The following is a 12709-nucleotide window of genomic DNA, read 5'->3' as shown; positions in this document are numbered from 1 at the left end:
TAGTTAAGTGTTTAAAAGGACTATTAACTCAAGGGTACTACTCACATGTCAGAACAAAACAACACCGAGATGGCTTTCCAGATCCAACGTATTTACACCAAAGACATCTCTTTCGAAGCGCCAAATGCACCTCAGGTTTTCCAGCAAGACTGGCAACCAGAAGTGAAACTGGATCTTGATACCGCATCCAGCCAGCTGGCTGAAGGCGTGTACGAAGTGGTATTGCGTGTAACAGTAACTTCTTCACTGGGCGACGAAACGGCGTTCCTGTGCGAAGTTCAGCAAGGCGGTATCTTCAGCATCTCCGGTATTGATGGCAACCAGATGGCACATTGCCTGGGCGCATATTGCCCGAACATCCTGTTCCCGTATGCCCGTGAGTGCATCACCAGCCTGGTTTCCCGCGGTACCTTCCCGCAACTGAATCTGGCACCTGTTAACTTCGACGCGCTGTTCATGAACTATCTGCAACAGCAAGCTGAAACCGAAGGTGCTGAACCACATCAGGATGCCTGATGAAAACCGTCAATGCGTCAATGACTGTAATCGGTGCCGGATCGTACGGCACCGCTTTAGCAATTACTCTTGCCAGAAATGGCCATCCCGTTGTGCTGTGGGGACACAATCCCGACCACATCAACGCCTTACAACGTGCCCGTTGTAATCAGGAATTCCTTCCTGATGTCCCTTTCCCTGACAATTTACTGCTTGAGACTGATCTGTCCGTCGCGTTAGCGGCCAGCCGTAATGTGCTGGTTGTTGTGCCGAGCCATGTGTTTGGTGATGTGCTGCGTCAGCTGAAACCACATCTGCGCCCTGATGCGCGAGTCGTGTGGGCGACGAAAGGTCTTGAAGCAGAAACCGGTCGGTTGTTGCAGGATGTCGCACGTGAAGAGCTGGGTGATGCTATTCCGTTAGCGGTTGTCTCTGGCCCAACCTTCGCCAAAGAACTGGCGGCGGGTATGCCAACGGCAATTTCTCTGGCGGCGACCGATGCCAGTTTTGCCGAAGATTTACAGCAGTTGCTGCATTGCGGCAAAAGCTTCCGTGTCTACAGCAACCCTGATTTTATCGGTGTGCAGCTGGGCGGGGCGATTAAAAACGTGATTGCCATCGGAGCCGGGATGTCTGACGGTATTGGCTTTGGTGCCAATGCCAGAACGGCATTAATCACCCGTGGTCTGGCGGAGATGACGCGTTTAGGTTCCGCTTTAGGCGCCGATCCTGCCACCTTTATGGGCATGGCAGGTTTAGGTGATTTGGTGTTAACCTGCACAGACAATCAGTCCCGCAACCGCCGTTTCGGCATTATGCTGGGGCAAGGCAAGGATGTTCAGACCGCTCAGGACACCATCGGCCAGGTTGTTGAAGGTTACCGCAATACCAAAGAAGTACGGGCTCTGGCGCAACGTAATAACGTTGAAATGCCGATCACGGAACAGATTTATCAGGTGCTTTACTGCGGTAAAGATGCCCGTGAGGCCGCAATCAGTTTACTTGCCCGTGCGAGCAAGGACGAAAAACACAGCCACTGACAGGCGAATGAGAAGAATAGCCACCTTGTTGGTGTTCCCGACAGGGCGGCTTTTTATTATCCGAACTTGCAAAGTCGTAAGGAACAGTGATGTCGTTAGAAGAATTAGAGCTGGTCTGGAATAACATTAAATCAGAGGCGCGAGCACTGGCTGAGTGTGAACCTATGCTGGCGAGCTTCTTCCACGCGACGTTACTTAAGCATGAAACCTTGGGTGGCGCGCTGAGCTACATCCTTGCCAACAAGCTGGGTAACCCGATCATGCCTGCGATGGCGATCCGTGAAGTTGTCGAAGAAGCCTATCGCAACGATGAACAAATGATCCTTTCTGCCGCGCGCGACATCCTGGCGGTGCATCAGCGCGATGCCGCCGTCGACAAATATTCCACCCCGCTGCTTTACCTGAAAGGGTTCCATGCGTTGCAGGCCTACCGCATCGGCAACTGGCTGTGGAAGCAGGACCGCAAAGCGCTGGCGATATATTTCCAGAATCAAATTTCCGTTTCCTTTGGCGTGGATATCCACCCGGCGGCACGCATTGGTTGCGGCATCATGCTCGACCATGCCACCGGGATTGTGATTGGTGAAACTGCCGTGGTAGAAAATGACGTTTCGATTCTGCAATCGGTCACACTCGGCGGTACCGGTAAAACTTGCGGCGACCGCCACCCGAAAATTCGTGAAGGTGTGATGATTGGCGCAGGCGCGAAAATTCTCGGTAACATTGAAGTTGGCGTGGGTGCAAAAATCGGCGCGGGGTCAGTGGTATTGCAGTCAGTACCCGCACACACCACCGCAGCAGGTGTGCCGGCACGCATCGTCGGCAGGCCGGAGAGCGAACGTCCTTCAATGGATATGGATCAGCACTTTAACGGTATTGTGCAGGGTTTCGAATTCGGAGATGGGATCTGACACTTTGATGGCATGCCTCTGCATGCCATTCTCTTCTCTTACCGCCGCGTTATTCCTTCAGTAATGCGCCAGGGTATCCCAGCTGGCGCCACGCTTCATACACCACCACCGAAACGGCATTCGACAGATTCATGCTGCGGCTTTCTGCCAGCATTGGAATGCGGATTTTATGTCGGGCGGGCAGGTTATCTAAGATATATGCCGGAAGGCCGCGGGTTTCGGGGCCGAACACCAAAAAATCATTGTCCTGATAGCTGACGGCGCTGTGCGCGGGCGTACCTTTGGTGGTCAGTGCAAACAGGCGTCGTGGATTTTCGCTGCTGAGGAAGGCGTCGTAATTCGCATGATGTTTGATATTGGCGAATTCGTGGTAATCCAGCCCGGCACGGCGCAGACGCTTATCGTCCCAGCCGAAACCCAGGGGTTCGATGAGATGAAGCTGACAGCCGGTATTGGCACAAAGGCGGATAATGTTGCCGGTATTTGGCGGGATTTCTGGTTCAAATAAAACGATGTTAAGCATGCGTCCCCCTGATAGAGGGACGCAGAATAGCAGAAACTTAACGCTGGTGCAGTGGCAGCCAGATAATCAGTCTCAGTCCACCCAACGGGCTGTCTTCCGCCCTGACCTTACCACGGTGCTGCTGAACGGCCGTATCGACGATAGCCAGGCCAAGCCCGGTACCGCCAGACTCGCGATCCCGCGCTTCATCAGTGCGATAGAACGGACGGAAAATCTGTTCACGGTCGGTTTCACTGACGCCAGGCCCATCATCGTCTACGGTGATGGTGATCCCGTCACTGTCGTGGGCGAAATTCAGTGCGATATGGTGATGTGAATAACGCAGGGCGTTACGCACGATGTTCTCCAGTGCACTGTCGAGAGCAGCCGCATTACCGATGAGTTTCCACGGACCCGGAGGTGACGTTACCTCCAGCGTTTTGCCCATTTGCTCGGCTTCAAACTGCGCATCGTCAATCACGCCAGCCCACAATTCATTGGCTTTCAGCGTTTCACGGGACAACTCATTCTTATGCTGACTGCGTGAAAGCACCAGTAAGTCATTGATCATGCTATCAAGACGCTGTGCTTCGTTTTCGATGCGTTGCAGCTCTTTACCTTCACCGTGACGACGGCGCATCAGTGCAGTAGCCAGTTGCAGACGCGTCAGAGGTGTTCGCAGCTCATGCGAGATGTCTGAAATCAGGCGTTGCTGTGCCGTCACCATGCGTTCGAGCGCACTCACCATCTGATTAAAGCTGGCGCCGGTAGCGAGGAATTCCTGCGGTCCGGCTTCAAGCTCCGGATGCTGTTTCAGATTTCCCCGCGCCACGTCGTCTGCCGCATTTTTCAGCTTACGTGCCGGTTTTGCCAGACTCCACGCCAGCCAAAGCAGCAGCGGGGCGCTTATCAGCATGGTCACGATGAGCAGCAACAGTGGGCGGTCGAACATCAGGTTGATGAAATCAGACTGAGAACTGCTGGCCGGACGCATCAGATAGAGCTGGTAATTGTCTTCGCCGTCCCGAACTGAGAACGGGCCAACCATTTCAACACGACCGTATTTTTTCTTTTTCGGACGATCTGAGTTATCAGACTGACCGATAAAGTTACGCACAATCTGCATTTCATTGCGTTGTGCGCCTATCACACGACCTTCGCTGGTGACCAGCAGCAAACGCTGGCCGGGCGGAGCCCACTTATCAATTGCGCGAAACAATCTGCGCCACCACATCAAATCATTTGCCGGATCGTTCACCAGCTCAGCTTCGACGTGTTGTTCAATCATCAGGCCTTGCCGTTGTTCGTTATCGAGCAACGGCGTTATCTGGCGTGAATCGAGTTTCGGCACCATCAGTACCAACATTAACACCAGGGCTAATGTGAACCAGAAAATGGCAAAAATGCGTGCCGTAAGGCTGTTTATCATGAAGCAGAAACCATCAGATAGCCGCGTCCGCGCAAGGTTTTAAACCACGGATGTCCGTCCTGACGGTCGGGCAATTTACGGCGCAAATTCGAGATATGCATGTCAATCGCGCGGTCAAACGGCGTCAGACGTTTACCCAGCACTTCCTGACTCAGATGTTCACGGGAAACCACCTGGCCGAGATGTTTTGCCAGTAAATACAACAGGGTAAATTCGGTACCCGTTAAGTCCAGCGCCTCACCATCGAAGCTGGCTTCCTGACGCCCCGGGTTAAGTTGCAGGCCATCCACTTCCAGCGTAGGGGAACCGTTGTTCTCATTGGTTTGCTGTTGTTCACTCCAGTTGGAACGACGCAACATCGCCCGAATGCGGGCAACCAGTTCACGGTCATTAAACGGTTTTGGCAGATAGTCATCGGCACCCAGTTCGAGGCCAAGAACACGGTCTAATTCACTGCCGCGAGCGGTTAACATAATCACCGGCGTCTGATGGCGCTGGCGTAATTCTTTAAGGGTTTCAATGCCGTTTTTCTTCGGCATCATGACGTCAAGCAACAGCAGATCGATGGTGTTATCAACTTTCTCTAATGCCTGCTCACCATCGTGAGCAACCACAACATTAAAGCCTTCCATTTCGAGCAATTCTTTCAAAAGTGAAGTCAGTTCACGGTCATCATCAACTAACAAAATTTTATTCATTGTATTTACCTCTAGACGCAAAATACGTCATCAATTGCCGCTATTCCATGACTTTACGTACTTTTACAAGCACTGACGCTTGTTTGCAGCAGCAGGTTTAGACTGCTTTTCAATGATTCGCGATAAGCGATAAAGACTTTAGGAGTGTGTGATGTTTAAGGCAGCTTCACTGGGTTTGGCCACGCTACTGACACTGGGTTCAGGTGTCGCTTTAGCAGAGGGTGCAAAACCGATGTCGGCGATGCCAGCAGAACATAATAGCACGATGTTGGAGAAGCCTCAGGATCGCAACACCATGTTTGATGGTGTAAATCTGACGGAGCAGCAACGACAGCAAATGCGTGACCTCATGCACCAGGCGCGTAAAGATTTGCCTGATATTAATGTAGAACAGTTAGAAACAATGCACCGACTGGTTACCGCTGAGAAATTCGATCAGCAGGCTGTTCGGGCGCAAGCCGAATTGATGGCTCAGGAGCAGGTGGATCGACAGGTTGAAATGGCCCGCATCCGCAATCAGATGTTTAATCTGCTGACGCCTGAGCAAAAAAACGTATTGAACCAGAAACACGAGCAGCGCATTAAACAAATGCAAATGCAGTTATCTGGCTTACAACCCTCTTCTGCCCAGAAGACGAGTAGTACCAGCACGACCGAGTAAGATCCCTGTTTTTCCTTGCCATAGACACCATCCCTGTCTTCCCCCATCGAAAGGTGGGGTTTTTTTTGTCCTGAGTTTGCCCTCTTTCTCATAAAGCTGAATTAACAAGCTGGAAATCTGTCTGTAACGAACGGGAAATATGTTGTAAAAGCCGTATGAATCAGTAAATTGCGAAGTACAGAGCGTTGTAAGCGAGTTCTTGCTGACTTGAATCAATTCAGCTCCGGTGTTTTGTTATACTATAGGCTCAAACGCTAATAAGCCCTTTGGCTGCATAAATTAAATTCGCCCAACAGGCAGGCTCAAAATTCTTAAGAAATTGCATCTACAAGTTCAGAGGTAGTCATGATCAAAAAAATTGGTGTACTGACAAGCGGTGGCGATGCCCCAGGCATGAATGCTGCGATCCGTGGCGTTGTGCGTGCGGCTTTATCGGCAGATTTGGAAGTTTTCGGTATTGAAGATGGCTACCTCGGCATGTATGAAAACCGCATGAGAAAACTGGACCGCTATAGCGTGTCAGATATGATCAACCGCGGTGGTACTTTCCTGGGTTCTGCGCGTTTCCCTGAGTTCCGTGATCCGGACATGCGTAAAGTTGCCCTGCAGAATATGAAAGATCGCGGTATCGACGGCCTGGTGGTGATCGGGGGTGATGGCTCCTACGCAGGTGCAGACCTGCTGACGAAAGAAGGCGGCATTCGTTGCATCGGCCTGCCAGGAACTATCGATAACGACGTAGCGGGTACTGACTACACTATCGGTTTCTTCACTGCGCTGGGTACTGTGGTAGAAGCGATTGACCGCCTGCGTGATACCTCCTCTTCACATCAGCGTATTTCTATTGTGGAAGTGATGGGCCGTTATTGCGGTGACCTGACTCTGGCAGCTGCCATTGCCGGTGGTTGCGAGTTTATCGCTATTCCTGAAGTTGAATTCAAACGTGATGATCTGGTTGCTGAAATTAAAGCCGGTATCGCGAAAGGTAAAAAGCACGCCATCGTTGCTATCACTGAAAAGTTAGATGATATCGATGAGCTGGCTAAATACATCGAGAAAGAAACCTGTCGTGAAACGCGTGGCACCGTATTGGGCCATATCCAGCGTGGTGGTGCGCCAGTCGCTTACGACCGTATCCTGGCTTCCCGCATGGGCGCTTATGCCGTCGACCTGCTGTTGGAAGAAGGCCGTGACTACACCCATGGCGGTTTCTGCGTCGGTGTTGAAAACGAGAAAATGGTTCATGAATTAATCTCTGTGTGTATTTCCCCAGAGAACAAGAAAAGTAAATTCAAAGAAGACTGGTACGACACAGCGAAAAAACTGTTCTAAAACAGAATGTTAATTGTGTGAAAGAGCCTCCTTAACGGGAGGTTTTTTTTGACCTGCTTTCTGGTTATTCCATAAAGTAATAGTAAAAAACCTTTTATTCTTTATTCGTTTTCTTTTTCTCTGGCAGGCTCTCTTCATCAGACCAAACAAATGAAATTCATAGAAACTACTTCTGGGAGAGAGTGCGATGCGTAAATGGGGTGCAGGCCTGGCTTTACTGCTGGTAGCAACAGGGGCGATTGCCAAAGACATTCAGATTCTGAACGTGTCGTACGATCCAACCCGCGAATTCTATGAGCAATACAATAAAGCCTTCAGCAAATACTGGCTGGGAAAAACCGGCGACACGGTCACAGTACGCCAGTCTCACGGCGGCTCAGGCAAGCAGGCTACCTCAGTCATCAATGGTATTGAAGCAGACGTTGTGACCCTGGCACTAGCCTATGATGTTGATGCGATTGCTGAACGTGGTCGCATCGACAAGAACTGGATCACCCGGTTGCCGGATAACTCCGCGCCTTACACCTCCACCATTGTGTTCCTGGTGCGTAAGGGCAACCCGAAACAAATTCATGACTGGAATGATTTGATCAAACCGGGCGTGTCAGTGATTACGCCGAACCCTAAAACGTCAGGCGGCGCACGCTGGAACTATCTGGCTGCGTGGGGTTATGCCCTGCATCACAACAATAATGACAAAGCCAAAGCGCAGGACTTTGTGAAAGCGCTGTATAAAAACGTCGAAGTGCTGGATTCCGGCGCCCGTGGCGCAACCAACACTTTCGTTGAGCGCGGTATCGGTGATGTGCTGATCGCATGGGAAAACGAAGCGCTGCTGGCGACCAAGGAAGTCGGCAAAGACAAGTTTGAAATTGTGACACCGAGTGAATCAATCCTGGCTGAACCTACAGTTTCTGTGGTGGATAAAGTGGTCGACAAGCGTGACAGTCGCACCGTAGCGGACGCTTATCTGAAATACCTGTATTCACCGGAAGGCCAAACTATCGCGGCGGAAAATTATTATCGTCCACGTGATCCTGAAGTAGAGAAAAAGTTTGCGTCTGAATTCCCTAAACTGAAGCTGTTCACCATTGATCAGGTTGCAGGCACCTGGGCTCAGGCACAGAAAGAACACTTCGCGACTGACGGGATTTTCGACCAAATCTCTAAGCGTTAATGCCGACGCAGTAAATTCAGGCAATAAAAAACCCCGGCGTGCCGGGGTTTTTTGTGCGCGAAAGAAACAGGCTTACGCTTGTTTAGCTTCAGCCGCCGCTTTAACGATCACAGCGAAAGCATCTGCTTTCAGTGACGCGCCGCCAACCAGTGCACCGTCGATGTCTGGCTGAGTGAACAGTTCTGCCGCGTTAGCCGCGTTAACAGAACCGCCGTACTGGATGATCACTTGTTCAGCAACCGCAGCGTCTTGTTTTGCAACGTGGTCACGGATGAACTTGTGTACAGCCTGAGCCTGGGCAGGCGTGGCTGATTTGCCGGTACCGATCGCCCATACGGGTTCGTAAGCGATAACCGCACCTTCGAACGCTTTTGCGCCCAGGGTGGTCAGAACGGCGTCCAGCTGTTTAGCGCAAACGGCTTCAGTCTGACCTGCTTCGTTTTCTGCTTCAGTTTCGCCGATGCACAGAACAGGGATCAGGCCAGCGTCTTTCAGCACGCCGAATTTCTTGGCGATGAACTCATCGCTTTCTTTGTGGTAAGTGCGGCGTTCTGAGTGACCGATGATGATGTATTTCGCACCGATATCTTTCAGCATGTCGGCAGAGATTTCACCGGTGAATGCGCCGGACAGGTTAGCGTCAACGTTCTGAGCGCCCAACGCAATGCGGCTGCCAGCCAGAGCGTGTTTAGCCTGTGACAGGTAAACTTCTGGTGGAGCAATCGCAACGCCACAACCTTCGACCGTGCTCAGTTCAGTGCGCAGAGCAGCAATCAGTTCGTTAACCATGTGGGTGCTACCGTTAAGCTTCCAGTTACCCATCACTAATGGATGTCGCATGTTTTTTCCTCCAAAAGGGGACGCGAATGTCGATTAAAATTTCTGCCAAACAAGCAGATTACCTGTGCAACAGTATAGAGATCATTGAAGATAAAGGCTTTGCTTTTCGTCATTAAAAACCGTCATCTCATGGCTCAGCCAGGGCCAGCTTGACCGGCTCAACGGCAAACGTCAGGCCTTTTTCGCCATTATCCGAAACCACAAAACGGACCGCGCCAACTTCCTGCTGATAAAACTGCTGGCCTTTCCCTTTTTGGATCAACGACGCCACTTTTGCCACGCTTTGCTCTGTCGAAAGGGTGGCATCGAACTGGCGCATCAGGTTAGCCATATAGCTCATCGCCAGAGTGCGGGCGGCCTTTTCTTCTGCCCCCTGGATAGGAAGATAAGTGATTTGCAGCGTTTTGATTTTACCGGTGCCTTTTTCCAGTGCAGTAGAGGCATACAGATTTTCATTAATTTTACTGGCCGCGCGGGTCAGAGGGCTGTTGGCCGCTTTTTCATTTATCGAGCGGAATTCACCAATCTGTTGCGTTGGATTGGCTTCATTGTACTTTGCCCGAAAGTTGATCAGGGTTGTTTCGAACGTCGGGGCGCCGGCCAAAAGGTAAGGTGCTTTCGGCATCTCTTCTGCGCCAGAATGTTCAGCGGGCGGATCGGCAAGGGCAATGTTCGGGCCTGCGAGCGTCAGCAAAACCGGTAGCGCCAGAGATAAAATGGATTTTGCAGCATTCATAGTATTTTTCTTATCCTCTCTGTATAGACCGATTAAAGCGGGGATCAGGGGGTAATGTCAAAAGGAGACCGTAAACATTCTCATGGCGGCGATCGCTGGGTTACACTCGCTCCGGCTTCACTTTTTACTCCCATTGTCTTCTACGGAACTGATTGTCAATGACGTTACAGCACGCACTGTTTTCTTTTAATGGCCGCATGGGCCGACGGGATTTTTGGCTCTGGATGGTCAGCTGGCTGATTCTGATGGCGGCAGATTTTTTCTTTGCTGCACAGGGATGGGTCACCTATCAGTCCGCCGGATTTGCACTGGTGGTTTTACTGTGGCCGACCGCCGCTGTGCTGGTGAAAAGGTTGCACGACCGTAATAAATCGGCGTGGTGGGCGCTGCTGTTTGTGCTGGCATGGATGCTGGTGGCCGGAAACTGGGCGGCAGCGATGCCGCAGACATGGAGCTGGGTATTAGGCCGTCTGGCGCCTTCGGTGATTTTCATTATGCTGATCGTCGACTGTGGCGCTTTCGTGGGGACGCCGGGCACAAATCGCTTTGGCCCGGAGCCGGACGAGGTCAAATTCAAATAACGTTGCGGCGAAACCTACCAGTAATGTTCGCTGGTCATATGGCCCGGTTTACGTTTCAGGTGTTTGCGCATGCCCCGGGTATCTTTCAGAACCTGCTGGGTATCGCGCACCATCTGAGGATTTCCGCACAGCATAACGTGGCAGTCTTCCGCTGACATTTTCAGGCCAACGGCTTCCTCGAGCGCACCGCTTTCAATCAGTGCCGGTACACGGCCAGACAGTGAACCTGAGATTTCTTCGCGGCTGACGACGGTTTGAATGCGCAGTTTGCCTTCATAACGGCGTTGTAGTTCCTGCATCAGAGGCAAATAGCTGAGATCGGCGGAGAAACGCGCAGCGTGAACCAGAACGATGTGCTTAAAGCGTTCCAGCCCCTGGCCCTCCTGCAAAATGGACAGATACGGCCCGATGGCGGTGCCGGTGGCCAGCATCCAAAGCTGGTCACATTCCGGTACTTCATCAATCACGAAAAATCCTGCGGCCTCTTTGGTGATCTGAATCTCGTCGCCGGGCTGCATGACGTGCAGTTTAGGGCTGAGCTTCCCTTCCGGCACGTTGACCAGATAGAACTCCAAATCAGCGCTGGAAGGGGGATTTACATAGGAATAGGCGCGCTGTACCCGCTCACCGTCTATCTCCAGAGAGAGTTTCGCAAACTGACCTGCGGTAAAAGGATCGGCTGGCGCATTGACCGTGATGCTGAACAAATTATCCGTCCAGTGCTCAACTTTTGTGACTTTTCCCGTGACCCAGTCAGCCATAAAAACTCCCGTCTTTTTTGATTACCGAATGTAGGTGCTGATTTTATTTCAATTTTTTCCGATCCCTTATCGGTTAAATGTTATCAGCCTGTTCCTCTGCCGTTATCTGCTGTCGAAATTCGTACACTGTGCGTTACACCAGTGGCTCCCCTTGCTGCCAGCCGTTGCACCGGAGAGTTTGCCGCAACACTCGCTTATTCATCTTAATTTGTTAACTTATGCGCCGCCGTAAGATAAACGGATTTACCGGTTATTTATTCTGCACTTTCCCTACTCCATTTGATAATGAACTGAAAAATGAAAAATCTGGAAAACATTCACCTGCTGGTAATGTTGATTTTGCTGGTGGCCGTCGGTCAGATGGCGCAAACCATTTATGTGCCGAATATCGCCGATATGGCCACCAGCCTGTCGGTTAAACCCGGTGCGGTGCAGCGGGTGATGGCCGCGTATCTGATCACCTACGGGGCTTCGCAGCTGGTCTATGGGCCATTGTCAGACAACATTGGTCGCAAGCCGGTGATCCTGGCCGGGTTGATGGTTTTTCTGGTGGGTGCCGCGGGCGCGATGATGTCCTCCAGCCTCAATATGCTGATCGTGGCCAGTGCGGTGCAGGGAATGGGAACTGGTGTAGCGGGCGTCATGGCGCGGACAATGCCGCGTGACCTTTACAGTGGTGGGGCGTTACGCCACGCCAACAGTTTGCTGAATATGGGGATTCTTATCAGCCCGTTGCTTGCGCCGGTGATTGGTGGCGCGCTGTCTGCATGGTTAGGCTGGCGCGCCAGCTTTGGTTTTCTGCTGATGCTTTGCGCAGGCGTTGCATTTTCAATGTACCGCTGGTTGCCGGAAACCCGTCCTGAATTCACTGCTGACCATCAGCCTCGTAAAATGCTCAGCAGTCTGCGCTTGCTGCTGGCGGACGGTAACTTCAGTCGTTATCTGGTGATGCTGGTGGGTGCGCTGGCCGGTGTGGCGGTGTTTGAGGCCAGCTGTGGCGTGCTGATGGGCGGCGTTCTCGGGCTGAGCGGCGTCATGGTCAGTATTCTGTTTATTCTGCCGATCCCGGCGGCATTTTTTGGCGCCTGGTATGCCGGTCGCTCTGAGAAAAGTTTCCAGCAGCTCATGTGGCATTCTGTGATCAGCTGTCTGCTGGCGGGCCTGACGATGTGGATCCCCGGCTGGCTGGGCATCATGAACATCTGGACGCTGATCGTTCCGGCCTCCTTGTTCTTCTTTGGTGCAGGGATGTTATTCCCGCTGGCGACCACCGGCGCGATGGAGCCTTTCCCGTATCTCGCCGGTGCGGCTGGTGCGCTGGTGGGCGGATTACAAAATATGGGATCGGGGCTGGTGGCATGGTTATCGGCGATGTTGCCGCAAACCGGTCAGTTCAGTCTGGGGTTGCTGATGTTTGCGATGTCGTTACTGATTTTGCTGTGCTGGTGGCCGATGTCGAATCGTCTTCAGGAGCAAGGGCATAGGGTTTAAGCCTCTCCTCAGGTGAAAAAAAAGCAGAGCCAGGTGCTCTGCTTTTGCCTTTCTT

At 51.9% G+C, this 12709-nt stretch carries 14 protein-coding genes; 8 read left to right on the top strand and 6 right to left on the bottom strand.

What is annotated here, in order from left to right; all coding sequences use genetic code 11:
- Nucleotides 1–45 precede the first annotated feature (45 nt).
- From secB to cysE, 3 genes are all read left to right on the top strand, one after another.
- Entirely contained in the window at nucleotides 46–516 is a 471-nt protein-coding gene (secB, locus tag ED901_RS20605) for a protein-export chaperone SecB (RefSeq protein ID WP_056774533.1), read from the top strand.
- Nucleotides 516–1535 carry an NAD(P)H-dependent glycerol-3-phosphate dehydrogenase gene (gene gpsA, locus ED901_RS20600; protein WP_056774536.1) on the top strand — a complete coding sequence of 340 codons (1020 nt, stop codon included), beginning with the start codon at nucleotides 516–518 and terminating at the stop codon, nucleotides 1533–1535. Before secB ends, gpsA begins: the two co-directional genes overlap by 1 nt.
- Before the next feature lie 89 nt (nucleotides 1536–1624).
- Nucleotides 1625–2446, top strand: a complete 822-nt coding sequence (cysE, locus tag ED901_RS20595) for a serine O-acetyltransferase (protein WP_056774538.1) — start codon at nucleotides 1625–1627, stop codon at nucleotides 2444–2446.
- 49 nt (nucleotides 2447–2495) lie between these two features.
- Here cysE and trmL read toward each other — a convergent pair whose 3' ends face one another.
- From trmL to cpxR, 3 genes are read right to left on the bottom strand one after another with little or no spacing between them, the layout of a single operon-like run.
- Nucleotides 2496–2969, bottom strand: coding sequence for a tRNA (uridine(34)/cytosine(34)/5-carboxymethylaminomethyluridine(34)-2'-O)-methyltransferase TrmL (gene trmL, locus ED901_RS20590; RefSeq protein WP_122097085.1), 474 nt, complete (start codon nucleotides 2967–2969; stop codon nucleotides 2496–2498).
- 37 nt (nucleotides 2970–3006) lie between these two features.
- Entirely contained in the window at nucleotides 3007–4377 is a 1371-nt protein-coding gene (gene cpxA, locus ED901_RS20585) for an envelope stress sensor histidine kinase CpxA (RefSeq protein WP_056774544.1), read from the bottom strand.
- Entirely contained in the window at nucleotides 4374–5075 is a 702-nt protein-coding gene (cpxR, locus tag ED901_RS20580) for an envelope stress response regulator transcription factor CpxR (RefSeq protein WP_056774547.1), read from the bottom strand. The genes cpxA and cpxR overlap by 4 nt, the downstream gene beginning before the upstream one ends.
- Nucleotides 5076–5226: 151 nt before the next feature.
- Between cpxR and cpxP the strand changes: the two genes are divergently transcribed.
- From cpxP to ED901_RS20565, 3 genes are all read left to right on the top strand, one after another.
- Nucleotides 5227–5736 (top strand): cell-envelope stress modulator CpxP, encoded by a 510-nt coding sequence (gene cpxP, locus ED901_RS20575; protein WP_056774550.1) that lies wholly within the window; start codon nucleotides 5227–5229, stop codon nucleotides 5734–5736.
- A 345-nt stretch (nucleotides 5737–6081) separates the two neighbouring features.
- Nucleotides 6082–7068 carry a 6-phosphofructokinase gene (pfkA, locus tag ED901_RS20570; protein WP_056774553.1) on the top strand — a complete coding sequence of 329 codons (987 nt, stop codon included), beginning with the start codon at nucleotides 6082–6084 and terminating at the stop codon, nucleotides 7066–7068.
- 187 nt (nucleotides 7069–7255) lie between these two features.
- Nucleotides 7256–8245: a sulfate ABC transporter substrate-binding protein gene (locus ED901_RS20565; RefSeq protein ID WP_056774555.1), complete on the top strand. Its 990-nt coding sequence runs from the start codon at nucleotides 7256–7258 to the stop codon at nucleotides 8243–8245.
- A 72-nt stretch (nucleotides 8246–8317) separates the two neighbouring features.
- On the opposite strand, the gene tpiA is transcribed toward ED901_RS20565, so the two are convergent.
- Both tpiA and ED901_RS20555 read right to left on the bottom strand, forming a co-directional pair.
- Nucleotides 8318–9085, bottom strand: coding sequence for a triose-phosphate isomerase (gene tpiA, locus ED901_RS20560; protein WP_122097084.1), 768 nt, complete (start codon nucleotides 9083–9085; stop codon nucleotides 8318–8320).
- 127 nt (nucleotides 9086–9212) lie between these two features.
- On the bottom strand, nucleotides 9213–9821 hold the full coding sequence (locus ED901_RS20555; protein WP_056774560.1) for a DUF1454 family protein: 609 nt from the start codon (nucleotides 9819–9821) through the stop codon (nucleotides 9213–9215).
- A gap of 158 nt (nucleotides 9822–9979) precedes the next feature.
- On the opposite strand from ED901_RS20555, the gene ED901_RS20550 reads away from it, so the two are divergent.
- The gene (locus ED901_RS20550; protein WP_056774563.1) at nucleotides 9980–10402 is read left to right on the top strand and encodes a DUF805 domain-containing protein; all 423 of its coding nucleotides are present in this window, start codon (nucleotides 9980–9982) and stop codon (nucleotides 10400–10402) included.
- A gap of 14 nt (nucleotides 10403–10416) precedes the next feature.
- Here the strand turns inward: ED901_RS20550 and fpr are convergent, their stop codons facing one another.
- Nucleotides 10417–11163 carry a ferredoxin--NADP(+) reductase gene (gene fpr / locus ED901_RS20545; RefSeq protein ID WP_122097083.1) on the bottom strand — a complete coding sequence of 249 codons (747 nt, stop codon included), beginning with the start codon at nucleotides 11161–11163 and terminating at the stop codon, nucleotides 10417–10419.
- A gap of 297 nt (nucleotides 11164–11460) precedes the next feature.
- Between fpr and emrD the strand changes: the two genes are divergently transcribed.
- The gene (emrD, locus tag ED901_RS20540) at nucleotides 11461–12654 is read left to right on the top strand and encodes a multidrug efflux MFS transporter EmrD (protein WP_122097082.1); all 1194 of its coding nucleotides are present in this window, start codon (nucleotides 11461–11463) and stop codon (nucleotides 12652–12654) included.
- The last annotated feature ends 55 nt before the right edge of the window (nucleotides 12655–12709 follow it).

It is taken from the genome of Rahnella sp. Larv3_ips, from assembly GCF_003697865.1.
GTDB lineage: Bacteria > Pseudomonadota > Gammaproteobacteria > Enterobacterales > Enterobacteriaceae > Rahnella > Rahnella rivi.
This window is presented reverse-complemented; position numbering and strand designations above follow the sequence as displayed.